17 protein-coding genes and 1 pseudogene are annotated in these 20504 nt (G+C 73.7%); 7 read left to right on the top strand and 11 right to left on the bottom strand.

The genetic code is table 11. The features are described 5' to 3' along the window. Window positions 1-141: 141 nt before the first annotated feature. Window positions 142-468 carry a hypothetical protein gene (locus tag HCJ94_RS00625; protein ID WP_167998971.1) on the top strand — a complete coding sequence of 109 codons (327 nt, stop codon included), beginning with the start codon at window positions 142-144 and terminating at the stop codon, window positions 466-468. Here the strand turns inward: HCJ94_RS00625 and HCJ94_RS00620 are convergent. The 5 genes from HCJ94_RS00620 to HCJ94_RS00600 all read right to left on the bottom strand — a co-directional run bounded on the left by HCJ94_RS00620 (window position 452) and on the right by HCJ94_RS00600 (window position 6024). Next, entirely contained in the window at window positions 452-922 is a 471-nt protein-coding gene (locus tag HCJ94_RS00620; protein ID WP_167998970.1) for a maleylpyruvate isomerase N-terminal domain-containing protein, read from the bottom strand. The two genes, HCJ94_RS00625 and HCJ94_RS00620, sit on opposite strands and share 17 nt — an antisense overlap. Window positions 923-1015: 93 nt before the next feature. Then, window positions 1016-1432 carry a TFIIB-type zinc ribbon-containing protein gene (locus tag HCJ94_RS00615; RefSeq protein WP_167998969.1) on the bottom strand — a complete coding sequence of 139 codons (417 nt, stop codon included), beginning with the start codon at window positions 1430-1432 and terminating at the stop codon, window positions 1016-1018. Between the two features lie 19 nt (window positions 1433-1451). Further along, the gene (locus HCJ94_RS00610; RefSeq protein WP_167998968.1) at window positions 1452-2084 is read right to left on the bottom strand and encodes a phosphoribosyltransferase; all 633 of its coding nucleotides are present in this window, start codon (window positions 2082-2084) and stop codon (window positions 1452-1454) included. Window positions 2085-2087: 3 nt separating this feature from the next. Beyond that, complete coding sequence (locus HCJ94_RS00605) at window positions 2088-3464, bottom strand: glycosyltransferase 87 family protein (RefSeq protein ID WP_167998967.1); 1377 nt, start codon at window positions 3462-3464, stop codon at window positions 2088-2090. 46 nt (window positions 3465-3510) lie between these two features. Next, window positions 3511-6024, bottom strand: a complete 2514-nt coding sequence (locus HCJ94_RS00600) for a putative bifunctional diguanylate cyclase/phosphodiesterase (protein WP_167998966.1) — start codon at window positions 6022-6024, stop codon at window positions 3511-3513. Between the two features lie 1056 nt (window positions 6025-7080). On the opposite strand from HCJ94_RS00600, the gene moaC reads away from it, so the two are divergent. Genes moaC through HCJ94_RS00580 form a run of 4 tightly spaced genes read left to right on the top strand, consistent with a single transcriptional unit; the run spans window position 7081 to window position 9782 of the window. Next, window positions 7081-7572, top strand: coding sequence for a cyclic pyranopterin monophosphate synthase MoaC (gene moaC / locus HCJ94_RS00595; protein ID WP_167998965.1), 492 nt, complete (start codon window positions 7081-7083; stop codon window positions 7570-7572). Further along, entirely contained in the window at window positions 7569-8039 is a 471-nt protein-coding gene (locus HCJ94_RS00590) for a MogA/MoaB family molybdenum cofactor biosynthesis protein (protein ID WP_167998964.1), read from the top strand. Before moaC ends, HCJ94_RS00590 begins: the two co-directional genes overlap by 4 nt. 58 nt (window positions 8040-8097) lie before the next feature. Beyond that, window positions 8098-9357 (top strand): molybdopterin molybdotransferase MoeA, encoded by a 1260-nt coding sequence (locus HCJ94_RS00585; protein WP_167998963.1) that lies wholly within the window; start codon window positions 8098-8100, stop codon window positions 9355-9357. Continuing rightward, entirely contained in the window at window positions 9354-9782 is a 429-nt protein-coding gene (locus HCJ94_RS00580; protein ID WP_167998962.1) for a molybdenum cofactor biosynthesis protein MoaE, read from the top strand. Before HCJ94_RS00585 ends, HCJ94_RS00580 begins: the two co-directional genes overlap by 4 nt. Window positions 9783-9834: 52 nt before the next feature. Here the strand turns inward: HCJ94_RS00580 and HCJ94_RS00575 are convergent, their stop codons facing one another. Both HCJ94_RS00575 and HCJ94_RS00570 read right to left on the bottom strand, forming a co-directional pair. Continuing rightward, the gene (locus tag HCJ94_RS00575; RefSeq protein WP_167998961.1) at window positions 9835-11268 is read right to left on the bottom strand and encodes a glycosyltransferase 87 family protein; all 1434 of its coding nucleotides are present in this window, start codon (window positions 11266-11268) and stop codon (window positions 9835-9837) included. Window positions 11269-11483: 215 nt separating this feature from the next. Further along, entirely contained in the window at window positions 11484-12029 is a 546-nt protein-coding gene (locus HCJ94_RS00570; RefSeq protein ID WP_167998960.1) for a DoxX family protein, read from the bottom strand. A 115-nt stretch (window positions 12030-12144) separates the two neighbouring features. On the opposite strand from HCJ94_RS00570, the gene HCJ94_RS00565 reads away from it, so the two are divergent. Next, entirely contained in the window at window positions 12145-12711 is a 567-nt protein-coding gene (locus HCJ94_RS00565) for a GNAT family N-acetyltransferase (protein WP_240943718.1), read from the top strand. Between the two features lie 42 nt (window positions 12712-12753). Here HCJ94_RS00565 and HCJ94_RS00560 read toward each other — a convergent pair whose 3' ends face one another. The 3 genes and pseudogenes from HCJ94_RS00560 to HCJ94_RS31015 all read right to left on the bottom strand — a co-directional run. Further along, entirely contained in the window at window positions 12754-13995 is a 1242-nt protein-coding gene (locus HCJ94_RS00560) for an ATP-binding protein (protein ID WP_167998958.1), read from the bottom strand. A 151-nt stretch (window positions 13996-14146) separates the two neighbouring features. Next, window positions 14147-14551 carry an LppU/SCO3897 family protein gene (locus HCJ94_RS31020; RefSeq protein WP_167999163.1) on the bottom strand — a complete coding sequence of 135 codons (405 nt, stop codon included), beginning with the start codon at window positions 14549-14551 and terminating at the stop codon, window positions 14147-14149. Between the two features lie 799 nt (window positions 14552-15350). Next, window positions 15351-15851, bottom strand: a pseudogene (locus tag HCJ94_RS31015) (LppU/SCO3897 family protein); the annotation flags it as partial. A 348-nt stretch (window positions 15852-16199) separates the two neighbouring features. Here HCJ94_RS31015 and HCJ94_RS00545 point away from each other — a divergent pair. Then, window positions 16200-17174 (top strand): EamA family transporter, encoded by a 975-nt coding sequence (locus tag HCJ94_RS00545; protein WP_205800409.1) that lies wholly within the window; start codon window positions 16200-16202, stop codon window positions 17172-17174. A 90-nt stretch (window positions 17175-17264) separates the two neighbouring features. Here the strand turns inward: HCJ94_RS00545 and HCJ94_RS00540 are convergent, their stop codons facing one another. After that, window positions 17265-20450, bottom strand: a complete 3186-nt coding sequence (locus HCJ94_RS00540) for a UvrD-helicase domain-containing protein (RefSeq protein WP_167998956.1) — start codon at window positions 20448-20450, stop codon at window positions 17265-17267. Window positions 20451-20504 lie beyond the last annotated feature (54 nt).

The following is a 20504-nucleotide window of genomic DNA, read 5'->3' as shown; positions in this document are numbered from 1 at the left end:
CGACGGCAGAGCGAACTGCGGCTGTCGATCGGGCCCTGGCTGGCGAAAGTCTCAGCAGCATCGCGCAGTCCTATGGCATCTCCCGGGAAGCGGTTCGGGGCCGCGTTGGGCCGGTATCAGGGGCCGATCGACGCTCGACTGGTGGCGTCGCGTGACTTCTGGCGAGGTGTGGTCGACGGGGACGGTTCAATCGGCATCTACCGCAGACCGCGGTCAATCGCCGCCACCATGCCTCAGTTCCGGCTGGTGGGCCAGCGCCGTGTCCTTGAGGCGTTCCTCGGCTTCCTGCGTACCCGGGGGATCGTGGGTCTCTCGGTACGACCACACAAGTCGATATTCACCGTCGGGACGACATGTGGTCCGGCGGAGAGAATCGTCGCGCTGCTGTACGCGGATGCCACCGTCGCTCTCTCGCGTAAGGCCGAGACCGCCGAAAGGATCATCACTGCTGTCAGGTTGCGTGAGTAGCACCGCGATGAGTTCTCCCGGCTCCGGGAGTCAAAGGCGGCAGTGGCGGATCGGGCCGGAGCTGGGTGGGACATGTGACGACGCGGGCGGCGGCTCCGGCGGCGTGGACGGCGGCGGGTGCCGTGTCCGCCCAGAGCCGGACGATGCCGCGGGGGCGGTCGAACGCGGCGGCGGAGCGGCGGATCCACCAGGCGTGCCGGGCGCCGTCGTCGGCCGGCGGGAACGAGCGCCAGTAGCTGACGTCGTCCACGTCGGGTGGGCCGTCGACGGGGCTGGCGAGCGCGACGAGGGCGCGCTGGGCGTCACCGACGAGGTGCAGGAGCAGGTCGGCGACGAGCCATCCCCGGCAGCGGGTGGGCAGTTGCAGGTCGGCGTCGTCGAGGTCGGCGACGACCCGGGTGATCGCGTCGTACGCCTGCGCCAGCGCGATGTGCTGCTGCCGGTGGGACGTCATGGGACGCAGCGTCGCATGGGCCGCGCGGCCGCGCACGGGTGCGAGGAAGGGCGGTTTCCCGTCCTCACACCCGTGTGAAGCCCTTCGTCCGGCTCAGCCGAACATCTCGTCGAGGAAGCTCTTGTGCTTCTTCCGCCGGTAGTGACCGTGGTAGCCGTAGTGCTGCTGCTGCCCGTGGCCGCCGTACGCGGGAGCGGGGGCCGGCGGGTAGCCGTGGGCGGGCGGGGGCGGTGGCGGTACCGCGCCGTAGCCGGGCTGGTGGGGAGCCGGGGCGGGCGGCGGCGGGGGCGGCGGCGGGTAGCCGCCCTGCTGGTGGGCGGGCTGTCCGGGCTGGGCGGGGGCGGGCGCGCCGTGCTGGCGGTTCCAGTTGGCCTCCGCCTCGAACAGCTTCTCCAGTTCGCCGCGGTCGAGGAAGATTCCCCGGCACTCGCCGCACTGGTCGATGACGACGCCGCTGCGCTCGTACTGGCGCATTTCTCCGTGACACTTGGGACAGGTGAGGCTCATCACCCGACCGTACCTGGTCGACTCACGCGGTCGCCTTCAGCGCGTCGATGACCTCGTCGTCGGAGACCTCGTGGAAGTCGTCGTAGTAGGCGCTGACCGCCATGAACTCCGCCGGGTGCTGCGGGCAGACGATCTGGTCGGCCTCGGCGGAGAGCATCTCGTACGCCTCCTGCGAGCCGACCGGCACGGCCACGATGACCCGGCGGCCGCCGAGGTGGCGGACGACCTGGACGGCGGCGCGGGCGGTGGCCCCGGTGGCGAGCCCGTCGTCGACGATCACGGCGGTGCGGCCGGTGAGGTCCAGCGGTGGACGGCCGGCGCGGTAGAGGCGCTCGCGCCGCTCCAGCTCGGCCTGCTCTCGCTGGCGGACCTCGGCGATGTCCTCGGGGCTGAGCCGGCTCGCGACGATGTCGTTGAGCACCTGCACCCCACCGGGGCCGAGGGCGCCGAAGGCGACCTCCCGGGCCCAGGGCATGCCGAGCTTGCGGACGACGAGGACGTCGAGGGGGGCGCCGAGCCGCTGGGCGATCACCTCGGCCACGGGCACGCCGCCGCGTACCAGGCCGAGGACGATGACGTCCGGGTCGCCGACGAGGGCGGAGAGCCGGTCGGCGAGCATCCGTCCCGCCTCGGCCCGGTCTCGGTAGGTGGTCATTCCTCAGGTGTACGCCGTGTCGGCGTCCTCCGCCCGCTGGTTGGCCGATCTCGCCGGTCCCGCCGAGCCCACAGCGGGGACCGAACCGGCCGCGTCGGCCGCGTCGACCGGGCGGGGCGGGGCGAGCGCGGGTGCCCAGACCAGGAAGGCCAGCGGGTAGAGCAGGTAGCCGAACCGGGTGGAGGGCATGAGCAGGATCGCGGCGAGCAGCCCGTACCCGCAGACGAGCGCGACGTCGGTGGCCGTGCGGGGCGGGCGGCGGCCGAGCCGGACGGCGATCGCCAGCCCGGCCGCGAGCAGGAGCACGACGGCGATCGCCCGGCCGGCCGGCAGTGCGGTGGCGACGAGGTGGCCGGGGAAGGGCGACTGTGCGGGGCTCGTGACCAGACCGTGGCCGAGTGGGAAGCGGAGGACGTTCTCCACCAGCGCGTCGCGGTCGACGAGCAGCACGGGCAGGAGGGCGGCGACCGGCAGGCCGACGGCGCCGGCGGTGACGCGCCACCCGGCCCGCCGGGTCGTCCCCCAGATGATCAGGACCAGGGCGACGGGCCACGCGAAGAGCTTGAGCGCGCCGGCCAGACCGACGGCCACGCCGGCTCGGCCCGGCCGGTCGGCGGCGGCGAACGCGAGGGCGAGCAGGCAGAGCGCGAGGACGGGAAGGTCGTCACCGCCGGTGGCGAGGGTGAGCGCGCAGACCGGCAGCACGGTGGCGGCCTGGACCGCGCGCAGCACCGCCGCGTCGCGTCCGCCCGGCGTACCGGGGGTGCCGCGTCGCCGGAGGGCACGCACGGCGAGCGCGAGCGCCCCGGCGGTGGCGAGCGCGAACCACACCCGGGCGTCGGTCCACGCCGCGTCGACGGCGGCGCGTGGCAGGCCGAAGAGGGCCATGCCCGGCTGGTACGGGGTGTAGCCGAGCAACTGTTCACCGGGCGGCAGGGCGGCGATGGCGTCGTGCCCGAGGTAGGGGGTGCCGGTGTCGACTAGGCGGCGCCCGGACTCCTCGACGACGATCACCTCCTCCTGTGCCCGGTCGGTACGCCCGCCGGCCCGCTCGGTGCTCTGGAGGAGCACCGGGAGCAGGGTGGTGGTGGCCCAGGCGAACGCGGTGACCGCCGAGCGGGCGGAGAGGCCGGTCAGCGGGGAGGTGGGGTGGCGGCGCCGGATCAGGAGCTGAGCGGTGACGGCGAGGCCGGCGAGCAGGTACCCGGCGGCGGCGACCGTGCCCCAGGCCCGGTGCGGGAGCAGCGTGGAGGTCAGCGCGGTGACCGCGGCGAACACCGCCGAAGCGGCGTACAGGGTCAGGTCGAGGGCGAGGCCGTCGCCGGCGGTGTCGAGGGCGCGCCAGCCGCGGCGGCGGACGGTCGGGGCGGCGACGGTCACGCGGGCCAGTCTGGCAGACCGCGCGGTCGGTGGGTTAGGGCCTGTCCTAGGCCGGCTGGTTGCGGCCGCGGGTGGCGGACCGGCGACTGGCGGGGAGGCGTACGACGGCACCGGCGTCGTGCAGCGGCGGCGCGAGCAGGCCGGGGCGGCCGCCGGAGCCGCGCCGCAGTGCGGCCAGCAGCGTGCCGGCGGGCATCGGCCGGGCGAAGAGGTGGCCCTGGCCACCCGAGCAGCCCAGCTCCCACAGGGCGCGGCGCTGCGGTTCGTTCTCCACGCCCTCGGCGATCACGGTGAGGTCGAGGCTGCGCCCGAGATCAAGCGTGGAGCGGATGACCGCGGCGGCTTCGACGGAGCTCTCCATCTCGGTCACGAAGCTGCGGTCGATCTTGAGTTCGTGGACGGGGATGCGGGAGAGCAGCGAGAGGGACGAGTAACCGGTGCCGAAGTCGTCGAGGGCCAGCCGGACGCCCTCGTCGCGGAGGCGGCTGAGCACGCGGTCGACGACGTCGAGCTGGCTGAGGGTGAGCGTCTCGGTGAGTTCCAGCACCAGGCGGTCGGGCGGCAGGTCGTGGGCGCGCAGGCGGGCCGTCACCGAGCCGGGGAAGCGGGCGTCGAGGAGGCTGCGGGGTGACACGTTGACCGCGACCGGCACGTCGAACCCGGCGTCCCGCCAGGTCGCCGCGGCGACGAGCGCCTGGTCGAGGATCGCCTCGGCGAACGCGGGCAGCAGGCCGGAGCGCTCCACGGCCTCGAGGAAGCGCAGCGGGTCGATCATGCCGTGGGTCGGGTGGTGCCACCGGGCCAGCGCCTCCGCGCCGGTCACCGCGCCGGTGCCGAGGTCGACGATGGGCTGGAAGTTGACGGTGAACTCCTGGTCGGCCACGGCGCGGGGCAGGTCCCCGCCGAGGGTGAGCCGGGCGACGTCGGCCGTGTCCCGGTTCGGCGCGTACGTGGAGATCCGCTGGCCGGCCCGCTTCGCCTGATACATCGCGACGTCCGCGCGGCGCAGCAGCTCGGCCATGCCGCCGGTGGCGGGAGCGGCGGCGATGCCGCCGCTCGCCTCGACGCTGATCCGCATGCCGTCGAGGTCGAACGGCTCGTGCAACGTGGCGAGCAGGGCCTCGGCGCGGTGCGCGGCCACCGCCGGAGCCGGCAGCCCCCGCAGGAGTACGGCGAACTCGTCGCCGCCCAGCCTCGCCACCAGGTCGGTGGGCTGGGCGGCGCCGCTCAGGCGTTCGGCGACCTGCACGAGCACCTGGTCCCCGGCGGCGTGCCCGAGCGTGTCGTTGACCTCCTTGAAGTGGTTCAGATCGATCAGGACGAGGGCGGTCACCCCTTCGGCGTGCCGGCTGCTGAGCTGCTCGGTGCCCTGGTCGAGCAGGTGCCGGCGGTTCGCCAGGCCGGTCAGCGCGTCGTGCGTGGCGGCGTACGCGTGCTCGTCGGCGACCCGGGCCAGTTCCGCGTACGCCTGCGCGTTGCGCACCGCCGTGCACAGCGCCGACGCGAAGGTGCGCAGGGTGTACTGCTCGCGTTCGGAGAGCTGCACCGGGCCGCGGAACCGCAGCCGCAGGATCCCGACGTCGGCGGCCCGGTCGTGACCCTCCAGCGAGGTGGTCAGCACGGTGCCGTCGACCGCCGTCGGCTCGGCGGCCGGCCCGTCGTACGTGATCGTGCCGGCCCCGCCGCGTACGGTGCGGTCGCCCTCGCGCAGCTCGATCTCCACCTCGTCGGCGCTGAACAGCTCGGCGGCCTGCGTGACGGCGGTGGTGAGGACCTGGTCGAGGTCGACGACGTTGAGCGCGTCGGTGGTGCGGGCGAGCCGCTGCCACGCCTGCTGCTCGGTGCGGGTGTTGATCCGCGTGGAGTAGGCGAGGTGGAGGCTGAGCACGAGGGGAGGCACGGCGAGCAGGAACCGTGCGTCGGCCTGCAAGGTGAGAAGCGTGCCTATCGCAACTACCAGACGGACAATTGCACCTGAAACCCGGAGGTCCCAGTTGTTAACGAATTGTTGACGGATCTGGGTGCGAGAGGCGATCGCGATCACCGGGATGGTGACGATTTCATCAAGCAGGGTCGCAACGAGGAAGGCGATCGCGATCGGCCCGAAGAATCCGGCCGGACCGGCCGGGGCCCATTGCCATTCGAGGAGGCCGAGGGTCCACCCCGCAGAGGCGGCGACAAGGACGTTCTTGCCGACACTGAAGGCGATCTTGATCGTGGGTAGGCGCATCGCGATCGATGCTGTCGCCACGCCCACGACCGTGCCGATCAGTACCCATGACAGCGGGGCCACGGCGACACCGATGATGATGGCAACGTCGTTCCATGTGATGGAGTGCAACGTCGATCGGATTCGTACTCGCGCCTTGACCATCGTGCCCACAGCGATCATGAAGGTGATCGTTGCGGTGGTGGCTCCGGTCGCGATGGTCCGCGGCGGCCGCTGGACGATGTCCACGAGTGCGGCGAGGACGATGGCGGCCGCCACGGTCACGATGAGACCGACAAGCGTTGTAAGCCGCTTGCCGGTCTCCGCCTGGTCCCTCGTACCTGGGTGCACCGCGCTCCGACGTCTCGCCTATCTGTGTGCACAGTAACGCAAGACGAGCGCTGGCGTGAGTTTCAATATTCAGTGCCACTCGTTGCCGCGCATGACACCCTCCCCACATCTGCCCCAGCCCGACGTTTGCCGCAGATTGCGGTAAACCCGTAGCGATTTACCGTCAGGACGGAGCTTAAGCAGGGAAAAAGACCGTTGTCAGCTGATAGATGTCGTTATGCGCAACATCAGTCAAGCTGGTGATGATTTGTCACGGTGAGTTGGCCTCTTTTCGCGGAGTGCGCTGTATCCGCGCCGTGGCGTGACCGTGCAATCACAAAGGGTGTTCTGGTTGGCGTGGTTGTTATCAGTGTGGAGCCTGTCGCCGCTACTTCAATCCGAGATTCGGGTTGTGCTGACAGTGTGACGGTGCATGATGCGCCATGACAGAGTCGCGCTCGGTCGTGACACCTTTGGAGTCACTTCGCATGTGTTGACGGACGTGCCCGGGGGTGAGCCGTCTGGAGATCCTGGTTCTCGGCGGTCTGACGGCTCGGGTGGGTGAGACTACAATTGACCTCGGAACACCCAAGCAGCGTGCCGTCTTCGCAATGCTCGCTCTGAATGCCGGCCAGCTGGTGACTGTTGACGAGCTCGTCGACGAGCTGTGGCCGGTCTCCTCGGCGAGGCGAGGCGCCAGCACGAACTGGCGGTCCGTCTCGCCGCGGACTCCGGCGAGCGCCCCGCACAGTGCGCGGCATTGAACGACCTTGGTCTGACGCTGGCGGCAGGTGGCGAGGGGGACGCCGCGCGCCTCACGCACGAGCGGGCGGCACGACCGCGCTGACGTGCTTATCGATTTCTTATCGCGGTCACCGTTAACCTCTCCCGCGTCGACGAACGGGGGAGGTTCTGACTCGCGGCAGAACTTGATCGTCGGAGCACCCGCCGTCGGGGTCATCCCCCAGCGACCTCGACGGCGGGTCGACCCGCGAGACCGGCCTTGCGTCGAGTCTTCCTCCCGGTGACGGGATACGCCGGCAGGGCCTGTCGTCCCCAGCCGATAGGCTCGCCGGCGTGACGGATTCCGGGCAGCTCACCCATGTCGACGCGGCCGGTGCGGCCCGCATGGTCGACGTCTCCGCCAAGCCGGTCACCGGGCGGCTCGCCGTCGCCGCCGGCCGGCTCCGCACCACGACCGAGGTCGTCGACCTGCTGCGCCGGGACGGGCTGCCGAAGGGCGACGCGCTCGCCGTCGGCCGGCTGGCCGGCATCATGGGCGCGAAGCGCACCCCCGACCTGATTCCGCTCTGCCACCCCATCGCGCTGCACGGCGTCACCGTCGACCTGGCCCTCACCGGGGACACCGTCGAGATCACCGCGACGGCCCGGACGGCGGACCGTACCGGCGTCGAGATGGAGGCGCTCACCGCCGTCGCGGTCGCCGGCCTGGCCCTGGTGGACATGGTGAAGGCGGTCGACCCGGCGGCCTCCGTGGACGCCGTCCGGGTGCTCCGCAAGGAGGGCGGCAAGACCGGCGAGTGGGTCCGACCGGAGGACCGGCCGTGATCCGGGCGCGGGTCGTCGTGGCCTCCAACCGCGCCTCCGCCGGGGTGTACGCGGACACCAGCGGCCCCCTGCTCGCCGCCGGCCTGCGGGAACTCGGCTGCGAGGTGGACGAGCCGGTGGTGGTGCCGGACGGCGACCCGGTCGGTGCGGCACTGCGTGCCGCCGCGGCCGACGGGGTGGACGTCGTCGTGACCAGCGGCGGCACCGGCATCAACCCGTCGGACCGTACGCCCGAGGTGACCCGGGCGCTGCTCGACCACGAGATCCCGGGCATCGCCGAGGCGATCCGCGCGTACAGCCGCGACCGGGTGCCCACCGCGGTGCTGTCGCGGGGGGTCGCCGGCGTGCTGGGCCGGACGCTGGTGGTCAACCTGCCCGGCTCGACCGGCGGCGCCCGCGACGGGCTCGCCGTGCTAGGCCCGATCCTCGCCCACGCCGTCGACCAGATCCGCGGCGGCGACCACTGAGCGGGAGTCGGCGCCCGCTGACGGGGCGGCCGACCGGAAGCCCCGATACGCTCGTCCGGTGAGCACGGAAACCGCACCCGCCGCCGATCGGGTCGCCGCGCCCCCGCCCGCCGGGTGGGAGGAGGCGCGCTCGCGGGTGTACGCGGTGGGCCTGGCCGCCGCGCCGCCCGCGGTCAGCCGGCCGCTCGCCGAGATCGACGGGCACACCCTGGCCGAGCCGCTGACCACCCGCACGGCGCTGCCGGCGTTCCCCACCTCCAGCGTGGACGGCTGGGCGGTGCGCGGCGCCGGCCCGTGGCGGATCGTCGGGCGGGTCCTGGCCGGCAGTACCCCGGCGCCGCTGGCCGAGGACGGGACGACCGTCGAGATCGCGACCGGGGCGATGGTCCCGGATGGCGCCACGGCGGTGCTGCGGGTCGAGGAGTCGAGCCGTACGCCGGACGGGCGGGTGGCCGGCACGCCGCGGCCGGCGCCGGAGTGGCGCGAGCCCGGCGAGGAGGCGTACGACGGGGAGGAACTTCTGCCCGCCGGCACCCCCGCGGACCCGGCGGTGATCGGTCTGGCCGCCTCCTGCGGGCACGACACCCTGCGGGTCCGGCGGCAGCCGCGCGCGGCGCTGCTGGTCTTCGGTGACGAGCTGCTGACCGCCGGTCCGCCCGGCGCCGGCCGGGTCCGGGACGCGCTGGGGCCGTCGGTGCCGGCCTGGCTGCGCCGCTACGGGTGCGTCGTGCGCCCGGCCGACGTGGTGGGGCCGGTGGCGGACACACTGCCGGCGCACGTGGGCGCGTTGCGGGCCGCGCTGGCCGACGCCGACCTGGTCTGCACCACGGGTGGCACGATGCACGGCCCGGTCGACCACCTGCACCCCGCGCTGGAGGCGCTGGGCGCGGACTACGTGGTCAACACCGTCGCGGTGCGGCCCGGTTTCCCGATGCTGCTGGCCCGGCTGATCGGCGCCGACGGCCGGGTGCGGTTCGTCGCCGGGCTGCCCGGCAACCCGCAGTCCGCGATCGTCGCCCTGGTGTCGCTGGTCGCCCCGCTGCTCGCCGGTCTCGCCGGCCGTCCGATGCCGGCGCTGCCGTCCGCGACGCTCGCCGAGCCGATCCCCGGCCGCGGCGGCTACACGCACCTCGCGCTGGTGCGGCTGGACCGTACCGCCGGCACCGCCCACCCGGTCCGGCACGTCGGGTCGGCGATGCTGCGGGGGCTGGCCGGCGCCGACGGGTTCGCGGTGATCCGCCCGGGGACGTCCGGAGAGGCGGGAGACCGGGTGCCGGTCGTGCCGTTGCCGCTGCTGCCCGGGGAGCGTGCGTGGTGACCGCGCCCACCGTCGCGTTCGGCGAGGTGACCGAACGCCCGCTCGATCTCGCCGCGCACGAGGCGGCGGTCGCCGACCGCCGCGCCGGTGCGGTCGTCTCGTTCCAGGGTGTGGTCCGCGACCACGACCACGGCCGCCCCGTGACCAGCCTCGAGTACGAGGGGCACCCCAGTGCCGAGCGGGTGCTGCGCGAGGTCGCCGCGGAGATCGCTGCCGACCCCGACGTCTACGCGGTGGCGGTGTCGCACCGGATCGGGCCGCTGGAGATCGGCGACGTGGCGCTGGTGGCGGCGGTCAGCACGGCGCACCGGGCAGCCGCGTTCGCCGCCTGTGCCCGCCTGGTCGACGAGGTGAAGGCGCGCCTGCCGATCTGGAAGCGGCAGGTGTTCGCCGACGGCACCGAGGAGTGGGTGAACTGCCCCTGACGGCCGGCCCGCCGTGTCCGGGCACTGCGGGCGCGCGCGATGGGTGGGTTCGTCAGCGCCGGGTGACCAGCGCGCCTGGCCGGCCGGCCCGGTCACCGTAGAAGGCCGGCTCGGCTCCGGGCCGCCACGGCAGCGCGGCCACCAGCACGATCAGCGCCAGCGCCAGCGAGTTCTCCATCAGGGCGCCGTAGAGACCGTCCTGGTAGTGGGACACCTCGGGGAGCTGGTGCTCGTACGGCCAGATCGGCGAGACCAGGAAGAGCAGGTAGAGGACCACGGCGGCGACCCCGTGCCGGAGCCCGGTCAACGTCGGGTACCAGATCGGGGAGCGGAGGCCGTTCACCCCCGGCAGCCCGCCCAGCCCGGCCCGGGCGGCGAGACCCCGGCTGGCGTCGCGGCGGCGGAGCGCGGCGTCGGCCAGCACGATGATCGCCGGGATCACCCAGACGAGGTGGTGCGTCCAGGAGATCGGGCTGATCACGTTGGTGGTGAGCCCGACCAGGGTGAACGCGGTCAGCTCGTCGCCGTCCGCGCGCGCGTGGGCGGCCCGGGACAGGCCGAGCGCGAGGATCAGGACCGCGAACGCGAACCAGAGCAGCCCCGGCGTCTCGATCGAGTCGTACAGCCGGGCGAGCAGGCCGGCCAGCGACTGGTTGGGCGTCATGTCGGCGGCGCCGACCCGCTCGGTCTGCCAGAGCACGCCGCCGAAGTAGGCCCGCGACTCCGGGCCGACGACGGCGAAGGAGCCGATCGTCACGGCCACCACCGTGGCGAGGGCCGTCGTCGCCGCGCGCCACTGGCGCGTGATCATCAGGTAGACGATGAAGAGGGCCGGGGTCAACTTCACGGCGGTGGCGAGGCCGATGCCGACGCCGGCCCAGGCGCCGCTGTAGACGAAGCGCAGCAGCAGACCGTCCGTCGGGGCGACGTGCGTGCCCCGCCGGGCGCGCCAGCGCAGACCGATCAGGTCGGCCATGACCAGCGCGAAGAGGAGCAGGTTGACCTGGCCGTAGCCGAGGGTCTCGCGGGCCGGTTCGAGGGCCGCGGCGCACGGCGTCGCGATCGCCACCGTGTACCAGAGTGGCCAGCCCAGCCGGTCGACGATCGGGCGCAGCAGCCCGGCCAGGACGACGGCCAGCGCGGCGATGCTCGCCGCGGCGTTGACCAGGCCGGCCAGCTCCACCGGGAGGTGTGCCATCGGGAGCATGACGAGCCCCGCGAACGGCGGGTACGTGAACCCGAGGGTCGTGCCGGGCGCGATGAACCCGTACAGCTCGTGGCCGCTCGCCCACCACACCACCGCGCCGTGGTAGATCTTCATGTCGAAGAAGTTGTACGGCCGCCCGAACGCACCGATGGCGAGCCATGCGGTGTAGGCGACGGCGGCCACGATGCCGGTCCGTACGACTGTCCTGCGATCGATCCCACGCGTAACGCGACGGACTGGGGCGAGGCGGTCCACACGTCCACCGACGGTCGTCGGCATGGCGTGGCCACCCCCGTACCAAGGTCGTCCTAACCGTCCAGGTCCGGTACGGAGCCTAGAACGACCCCTCACGTCAGTGCCTCCCGCGTTATGCGACCGTGTCCGATCCCACACAAGTTTTTGACATTTCCACCGCGTTAACGCCTAGCGGGTGGTTCGCCAGACTTCTGGCGTTGACCCGGGTGGAGGTCGACGGAGGGGAGGATCGACGCAGGTCAGCCGGGGAGGCGTCGAGCCGTCGCTGCTGATCGTACGGCGATTCGGGCCTCTCGGCGGGCGGTACGGACAGCTCGCTGCACCGAACGCCGGGAGTGGCCGATCCGGTGGCCCGTGCGCCACCGCAGACCCGGCTTCCCCTCGGTGTCGGCGGCGGCCAGCAGAAGGCCGCCGAAGAGGCCGAGGTTCTTGAGGAAGTGGATCTGGTTGTTGGCCTTCATCGCCGGGTCGTCGTTGGTCCAGAAGGGATGACCGGCGATCGTGACCGGGACCAGGGTGCCCGCCAGCACCAGCGCCGCCGGTCGGGTGAACTTCCCGGTCGCCAGCATCAGGCCGGCGCCGAGCTGCACCACCGCGTTGGCCCGGACCAGCGTCTCGGTGTCGGTGGGAATGCGGGGGTGGGCCCGCTCCAGCAGTGGTGTCACCCGTTCGGTCACCGGCTGGGCGGCGGCGACGAGCCGGTCCGGGTTGGCGAAGTTGCGGACCCCACTGACCACGAAGATGCCGCTCAGCATGGCACGGGCGAGGGAGCGTACGGGTTTCATGGGTCAGTCATACCCCGTCGCGCCCACCCCTACCCCGGCAACGGCTGATCCGGATCGGTCGACATTGACCCTTTCCGCCACGCCGATTCCAGCGACCGTCGCGGATGGACCCCTGATGACGGGTAACCTCCCCGGCGTGACGACACTGCGGCTCCGCCCGGAGGACCCGGCCGACACCGGCGCGGTCCGTCGCGTGCTGGCCGCCGCCTTCGCCCGCCCGGACGTGAGCACGCCGCCCGAGGTGGGTCTCGTCGACGAGCTGCGCGGGAGCGACGCCTGGTTGCCGGAGCTGGCCATGGTCGCCGAGTACGGGGGCGAGGTCGTCGGCTACGCCCTGCTCACCCGGGTCCGGGTGCGGTCCGACCGGGGCGACGCGCCAGCCCTGGCTCTCGGCCCGGTGGCGGTCGCCCCGCACCGGCAGCGCATCGGGCTGGGCAGCGCGGTGGTGCAGGCCGCCCTCGACGCGGCCACCGAGCTGGGCGAGCGCCTGGTGGTGGTGCTCGGCGACCCCGCGTACTACCGGCGGTTCGGCTTCGGCCGCGCCGACCAGATGGGCCTCACCAGCCCCTGGTCCGGTCTGGGTGAGCCGTGGCAGGCGCTGGTGCTGCCCCCCACGACCAGCGGGGACGGCCCGCCCCCACGGGGTGAGGTGCTCTTCCCGCCCCCGTGGTCCAAGGTCTGAGCGGTCCCGCTCGCCGGCCGGAGGACTGCCCCGGTCGGGCGCTCAGGCCGGTTGGGTACGCAGGTAACGGCCGAAGTGGGGGACGGTGAAGGCGACGGTGCCGCGCTCACCGGAGTAGATGAGGCCCTTCTTGATCAGGGCGTCCCGGGCCGGGGAGAGACTCGCGGGCTTGCGGCCCAGGGCGCGGGCGATCTCGGCCGTCGGCACGGCCGCGTCCATGTCGTCCCGGCCGCCGCCGTCGGTCTCGCCCTCGACCAGGGACAGCGTCGCCATGGCCCGCATGTACTCCCGTTCGGCCGGGGTGGCCCGCTCGAAGCGGGAGCCGAAGAAGCCGACCGCCAGTTCCGCCTCCGCCTCGGGGGCCGCCACCCGCACGTCGGCGGCGGTGATCGGCGAGCGGGGCGCGTGGTCCCAGGTCGCCTTCCCGTACGCCTGGACGAAGTACGGGTACCCGCCGGACTTCTCGTAGAGCAGGTCGAGCGCCTTCTGCTCGTACTCGACATCCTCGCGCTCGGCCGGCGCGCACAGCGCCTGATCGGCGGCGATCCGGTCCAGCCGGTCGATGCGCTGGTAGCGGAAGAGCCGCTCGGAGTACGACTTGGCGGCACTGAGGACGGCCGGCAGGTGCGGCAGGCCCGCGCCCACCACGATCAGCGGTGAGCCGAGCTGGGACAGCTCGTGGCAGGCGGCGCAGAGCGCGGAGACGTCCTCCGGGCCGAGATCCTGCATCTCGTCGATGAAGATCGCGATGCCGGTGCCGACGTCCTCGGCGATCGCGGCGGCGTCGGAGAGCAGCTCGACCAGGTCGATCTCGATGTCGCCGGAGTCCGCCCGGCCGCTGGCGGCGGGCACGTCGATGCCGGGTTGCCAGCGGTCGCGTAGCTTCGGCCCCGCGCCGCCCCGCCCGGTCGGGGCCGAGCGTTGTGCGAAGGCCTTCAGGACGCCGAGGAAGGCGTCGATCCGGTCGGGGGCGCGGTGCCGCGGCGCCAGCTCGCGGACCGCCATGTGCAGTGCGGCGGCGATCGGGCGGCGCAGCGACTGGTCGGGCCGGGCCTCGATCTTGCCGCTGCCCCAGAGCCGGTTGATCGCCTGCGAGCGCAACGTGTTGAGCAGGACCGTCTTGCCCACTCCGCGCAGGCCGGTGAGCATCAGGCTGCGTTCCGGCCGGCCGCGGGCGATCCGTTCCAGCACGATGTCGAAGACGTCCAGCTCGCGCCCCCGCCCGGCCAGCTCGGGCGGGCGCTGGCCGGCGCCCGGTGCGTACGGGTTGCGGACCGGATCCACGCATCGGAGAGTATCGGGCCGTCTAGCGACGGGGCTAGACATCCGTAGATGGGGCTACCGGCGTGTCGGGAGGGGTGGCCGGGCCTCGCCGGGTCTCGACACAAAACTAGGGCTGTCTAGCGTCCACGCTAGACAGCCCTAGTTTTGGCAATCAGCGTTCCTTCAGGCAGAGCACGTAGTCGAGCAGGTTCACCGAGTTGTCGTGGACGTAGTTGGCGGTGGCCTGCGGCGCCAGGATCTCGCAGCGGTCCCCGTCGGTCGTGGCGGGGATGCGCAGCAGCACCTCGTACGTGTTCGGGCCGCACGGCACCTTGCGCAGCTCGGCGTCGTCGTCGGTGCCGTCGTTGACCACGCAGTCGCCCTTGGCGAAGTCGTCGCCCTCGTCCTCGGTGGGGGTCGGCTCACCGGTCGGCAGCGGATCCCGGGTCGGGGCCGCCGGAGCGGTCGGCGCGGGGGGTGCGACCGAGGCCTCCTCGTCGGCGACCTGCCAGACCGCCCAGCCGGCCAGGCCGAGACAGGGGCAGAGCAGGAGCAGCACGACCAGCCCGATGATCAGCGCGATCCGGCCGCCGCGCTTCTTCCCGGGCACCGGGGGCATCGGATACCCCCCGGGCGCGCCCCACGGCCCGCCGGCCGCGGGCACCGCGCCCGGCTGGACCGGGCCGGTCGGGGAACCCGCGGAGGGGAAGCCGCCGGGCGTCGGACCGGACGGCGGGTACGGACCGGGCGGCGGGAACCTGGAGCCGGCGGCCGGCGGCGGGTAACCGGCACCGGACGTGGGGGGCGGCGGGTAGCCGGCGCCGGACGTCGGAGGCGGGGGGAAACCCGAGCCGGAGGGGGGTGGCGGCGGGAACCCGGAGCCGGAGGTCGGAGGCGGCGGGTTGCTGCCGGCCGGCGGGACGGGGCCCGCGCCGGGGGTCGGCGGCTGCTGGCCCCACGCCGGAGCCGACGGGGCCGGGCCGCCGCTCGGCGGCGCGCCCCACTGCGGCAGGGTCGGCTCGGCGCCGGCCGGCGGCCGGCCCCACGCCGGCAGCGTCGGGTCGGTGCCCGGCTGGCCGGGCTGGTGGACCGTGGGCTCACCGCCCGGCTGGGCCGGCTGGTGGACCGTGGGCTCGTCACCGGACTGGCCGGGCTGGCGGACGGTGGGCTCGTCGCCGGCCGGCGGTCTGGCCCACTGCGAGACGGTCGGGTCGGCGTCGGACGTCGGCGAGTCCCACCGGGGAACGGTCGGCGGCTCCGGCGTGCCGGCGGGCTGCGACGACCCGTCCGGTGGGCCGGGCTGGCGCGGGGTCTCGTCGTCCGGCGGGCCGGCTGATCCGTACGTGGTCATCACTCTTCCCGAGGGGTGCGGTGGCTCAGCGCTGCTTCAGGCAGAGCACGAAGTCCAGGGTGTCCAGTTCGCTGTCGAAGAAGTACCAGTTGGTGTAGTTGTCGACCTTCGCGCACTTCGCCGCCGCGTCCTTCTCACCGGTGGTCGGGCCGTCGACGCGGTGCAGCACCTCGTACGTCCTCGTGGCGCACTCGCTGATCAGCAGCTTGGGTTTCCCGCCGGCCGGCCCGTCGTTGCGGACGCACTGACCGACCTTCACGAAACGGGGGTCGGCCGAGGACTCGGGGGCCGCGACGCTCGGCGCCGGGCTCGCCTGGTCGGGCCCGGCCGATCCGGGGGCCGCCGCAGCCGTCGGAGACGCCGCCGGTGGCGTGGGGTCGCCCTGGCCGAGCAGGTAGAGTACGGTCGCCCCGCCGCCCAGCACCAGCAGAAGGACGGCGGCGAGCACCGCGATCAGCGGGCCCCTGCGACGGGACGGCCGGGAGGGGGAAGCCGGGTCACCGGCCGGGCCGCCGGGGTCGCCCGAGTGCGCGGACCGTCCGTCGGCGGGCGGGGACCAGGGCGCGTACGCCGGGCGGTACGGCTCCCCGCCGTACCCCTGCGGGCCGTACCCGGCGTGCGGTACGTCGTCGTGACGCGGCGGGCTGCCGTACCCGGAGGGGTAGGTGCCGGGGGTCGGGCCCGGCGGATACGGGTCGCGCCAGCCGTGCTCCGGCGGCCCGTACGCGTCCTCGGCGCGCCGGCCCCGCCACGGCTCGCCGGCGGTGCCGTCCGGTGGTCCGTAGTTCGCCATGCGCGCCTCCTGCACGGGTGGTGAGAGGCCGGCCACCTCTGCGGGACGCCGACATCCCCGCCACCGTAGCGTGGCGGAGCGATGACCTCATCTCCGCCAAGTGCGACACCGACCACCGGCCCGGCCGCCGTTTCCGGCGGGCCCGGCACGGCACCCGCGCTCGTCTGGACGGCACTGCTGCTGGTGTACGTCCTCTGGGGCTCGACCTATCTGGGCATCCGGATCACCGTGGAGTCGCTGCCGCCCCTGGCCTCGGCGGCGCTCCGGTTCGCGACCGCCGGCCTGGTCCTCGCGGTCGTGCTGCGGCTGCGCCGCGGTCCCGGTGCGCTGCGGGTCGATTGGCGTCAGCTCCGCTCCGCCGCGCTGGTCGGGGTGCTCCTGCTGGCCGGCGGCAACGGGCTCGTGGTGCTCGCCGAGTCGGGCCCGCCGGGCGTGGCGGTGCCGTCGGGGATCGCCGCGCTGCTCGTGGCCACCGTGCCCCTGCTGGTGGTGCTGCTGCGTTCCGTCACCGGCGACCGGCCGGGGCTGGCCACGCTCGGCGGGGTGACGGTGGGCTTCGTCGGTCTGGTCCTGCTGGTGCTGCCGACCGGCGGCGTGGGCGCGGTGCCGCTGGTCGGCGCGTTGACCGTGGTCGCGGCGGCGACGAGCTGGTCGGTGGGCTCGTTCCTGTCCGGCCGGCTGTCGATGCCAGCCGACCCGTTCGTCGCCACGGTGTACGAGATGTTCGCCGGGGCGGCGGTGCTCGCCGTGCTCGCGGCCGGGCGCGGTGAGCTGCGCGGCTTCGATCCGGGCGCGGTCACCGCCCGGTCGTGGTGGGCGCTGGCGTACCTGATGGTGTTCGGCTCGCTGGTGGCCTTCACCGCGTACGTGTGGCTGCTGCACCACGCCCCGATCTCGCTGGTCAGCACCTACGCGTACGTCAACCCGGTGGTCGCGGTGGCGCTCGGCGCGCTGCTGGTGGCGGAACCGGTAACCCCCCAGGTCCTGCTGGGCGGCGCGGTAATCGTCGCCGGCGTGGCCCTGGTGGTGACCACGGAACGCCCAACCCGCCGCTGACCCACCCCGCGATCTTGCACTTTGTGCCCCGGCAAAGGCCGCACAAGGTGCGTTCCGCGGGCCGAAAGTGCAAGATCGCGGAGATCCTCGTCAGATCAGGCGGAGTTGGCGGTCCTTCGGGCGGCGGGGTTCGGACTCGCCGAGGCGCTCGAACAGGCCGGGGTCGATCGTGTCCAGGAACGGGGTCGGGCGGCAGTCCCGTTCCGCCCCCTGTCGGATGCGGCGGGCGGCGTGGCTGACGTAGAGACGGTCCTGCGCCCGGGTCAGGCCGACGAAGAAGAGCCGCCGCTCCTCGGCGACCGCGTCCTCGTCCGGCTCCGATCCGGGCCAGCGCAGCGGTAGCAACCCGTCCTCGGCGCCGACCAGGAAGACCACCGGGAACTCCAGCCCCTTGGCGGCGTGCAGGGTGAGCAGGGTGACCGCCTCGGCGCGCGGGTCGAGGGCGTCCACCTCCGCGCCGGTGACGAGCTGGGACAGGAACAGCTCCAGGTCGTCGCCGCAGCGCCGGGCCAGCGGCGTGAGCAGGTCGACCGCCACCCGCACGTCCTCCGGCCGGACCGCGCCCGAGCCGTCGAGGGTGGGCGTGGCGAAGCGCTCCGCGACCACCTGGCCGGCGAGGCGTACCCGGGCCGGCAGGCCACCCGCGAGGCCGCCGGCGTGCCGCAGCTCGCGGGCGATGGCGGCCACTCCGGGCCGGTCGCGCAGCCGGTCGTGCGAGCGCTTCTGCACCGGGATGTTCGCCCGCGCCAGCGCGTCCACGATCGGCGCCGCCTGGGAGTCGGTGCGGTAGAGCACCGCGATGTCGGAGAACGACAGCGTGGTCGACCGCCCGTCGATCCGCCCCGAGTCCAGCGAGCGGTGCGAGAGCCCGCCAACCAGCTCGTCGACCGTACGGACGACGAAGTCGGCCTCGTCGGCGACGGAGCCGGCGGCGTACCGGCCGACCAGCGGCGCCTCCGGGTCGAGCCGGGCCGGGTCCAGCCGGCGGCCCCGGACCAGCGACGACGGTGCGATCGCCTGCACCGCGGCGGCCAGGATCGGGGCCGACGAGCGGTAGTTGCGGTTCAGCCGCACCAGCCGGGCATCGGTGAAGTCCTGCGAGAAGCGCAGGAAGTAGCCGACGTCGGCGCCCCGGAAGGAGTAGATGGCCTGGTCCGGGTCGCCGATCGCGCAGAGGTTGCCGTCGGCGGGGCTGAGCAGCCGCAGCAGCTCGTACTGCACCTCGTCGACGTCCTGGTACTCGTCGACGAAGATCCACCGCCACCGGTCCCGGTACGCCTGTGCCAACTTCCGGTCGGCCCGCAGCAGCGCCAGCGGGAGGGTGAGCAGCTCGTCGAGGTCGACCAGGTCCTGCTTGCGCAGCACCGCCACGTACGCGTCGCGGTCGTCGCCGGCCTCCACCCGGGCCGCCGCCCGGTCCGCGTCGTCGGCGATGCGGAAGTCCGCCGGCAGCCCGGCGGCCCCGGCGTTCTCCCGCAGGATCTGGAGGCCCACCGAGTGGAACGTGCCGACGGTGACGTCCTCGGCGACCGGCCCGAGCAGCCCGTCCAGGCGGTGCCGCAGCTCCTCGGCGGCCCGCCGGGTGAACGTGATCGCCAGGCAGTGCTCCGGGAAGACGTTCAGCTCCGCGCACAGGTACGCGATCCGGTGGGTCAGGGTACGGGTCTTGCCGGTCCCCGGGCCGGCGACGATCAGCAGCGGCCCGCCCGGCGCGGAGGCGGCGACCCGCTGCATCGCGTCCAGCCGGTCGAGCAGGCCGGTGCCGACCTCCTCCATGCCCGACAGCATCGGCTCGAACGGTTCGTGCGGTGACGGCGGCGGCGCGATCGGGGGCGGGGGCGGCGCCGCGCGCTTCGGCTCCGGCTTCGCCGCCGGGCGCTTGGCCTTCGGCTTCGGTGCCGGCTCCACCGGCCGGCGCTGTGCCGGCACGGGTACGTCGAACAGCGTCTCCTGCGCCGCCGGCTTCCCGCCGGTGCCCAACTCGGCCGGGTCGAAGAGGGTGATGACGCCGTACTCGCCGTCGTAGCCCGGCACGCGGCGGACGTCGCCGCGGCGCAGCCGGCCGATCCCCTCGGCGAGCAGTTCGCCGCCGACCCGGCCGATCTCGTCCAGCGGCGTACGGGTGAGGATCTCCAGCTCCGGGCCGAGCGCGGCGATCAGGTCGTTGAGCTTGCCCTCGACCTTCTTCGACCGGGCGCCCACCTTGTTGATCTCGCCGAGGATCTCGGCCAGCGGCACCAGGTGGGTGACGTCGCGGGCGTGGGCCGGCCGGTGCCCCTCGGGCCGGTCGGCCAGTTCCTCGACCCGGCTGAGGACGCCGACGGTCAGCGGCCTGCCGCACTCCGGGCAGCGCCCGCCGGCCGCCCGGGTCCGCTCCGGCGCCCAGTTGACACCGCAGAGCCGGTGACCGTCCGCGTGGTACTTCCCCTCTTCCGGGAAGAACTCGATCGTCCCGGCCAGCCCGTCACCGGTCCGCAGCGCCTCCCGGATGGCGAAGTAGTCCCGGCCGGAGGTGAACACCGTCGCCTCCCGGGCGAGCGCTGGCGGGGAGTGCGCGTCGGAGTTCGACACGAGCTGGTAGCGGTCGAGGCTGCCGACCCGCCAGTTCATCTCCGGGTCGGAGGAGAGCCCCGTCTCCACCGCGAAGATGTGCTCGGCCAGGTCGGCGTAGCAGTCGGCGATGGCGTCGAAGCCGGACTTGGACCCGAGCGCGGAGAACCACGGCGTCCAGATGTGCGCCGGCACCAGGTACCCGTCCGGGCTCGCCTCCAGCGTGATCTCCAGCAGGTCGCGGGAGTCGAGACCGAGGATCGGCCGGCCGTCCGAACCGAGGTTGCCGATCCGCCCGAGCGCGGTGTTGAAGCGGGCCACCGCGTCCAGGTCGGGCAGGTAGATCAGGTGGTGCACCTTGCGCGTCCGGTCGTCCCGCTTGTAGATCGTGGAGATCTCGACGCTGAGCATGAACCGGACCGGGTCGGTCTCCGCCTCGCCGGCGAGCCGCGGCGGCAGCCGGCGCGCGATGTCCCGCTCGGCCTCGGGGCTCAGCCGGTGGAGACCGGGCTCGGCCGGGTGCAGGGTCTCGCGGAGGTGGTCGTACCAGGCCGGGTGCGTGAAGTCACCGGTGCCGAGCACGGCGACGCCCTTGCGCCGGGCCCACCAGCCGAGGTTCGGCAGGGTGAGGTCACGGCTGCACGCGCGCGAGTACTTCGAGTGGATGTGCAGGTCCGCGACGAAGGGCGGGAGGCCACCGGGGGGTGCGGCGCTGATCGGAGGCACGCCGCATCCTGCCACGCCGCCCACGCCGTACGCCCGCCGCCACGCTCGGGGGTG

Origin of the sequence: Micromonospora thermarum, from assembly GCF_012034245.1 — a bacterium.
Classification (GTDB): Bacteria; Actinomycetota; Actinomycetes; order Mycobacteriales; family Micromonosporaceae; genus Micromonospora; species Micromonospora thermarum.
Note: the sequence above shows the minus strand (reverse complement) of the source record. Positions and strands in the feature narration are given on the sequence as shown.

Excerpts from the sequence above, each read along its gene's own strand:
- HCJ94_RS00575 (WP_167998961.1), bottom strand. The coding sequence starts at position 11,268 with ATGCCGACGACCGTCGGTGGACGTGTGGACCGCCTCGCCCCAGTCCGT.
- HCJ94_RS00565 (WP_240943718.1), top strand. The coding sequence starts at position 12,145 with ATGACGGGTAACCTCCCCGGCGTGACGACACTGCGGCTCCGCCCGGAG.
- HCJ94_RS00545 (WP_205800409.1), top strand. The coding sequence starts at position 16,200 with ATGACCTCATCTCCGCCAAGTGCGACACCGACCACCGGCCCGGCCGCC.
- HCJ94_RS00570 (WP_167998960.1), bottom strand. The coding sequence starts at position 12,029 with ATGAAACCCGTACGCTCCCTCGCCCGTGCCATGCTGAGCGGCATCTTC.
- HCJ94_RS00620 (WP_167998970.1), bottom strand. The coding sequence starts at position 922 with ATGACGTCCCACCGGCAGCAGCACATCGCGCTGGCGCAGGCGTACGAC.
- HCJ94_RS00610 (WP_167998968.1), bottom strand. The coding sequence starts at position 2,084 with ATGACCACCTACCGAGACCGGGCCGAGGCGGGACGGATGCTCGCCGAC.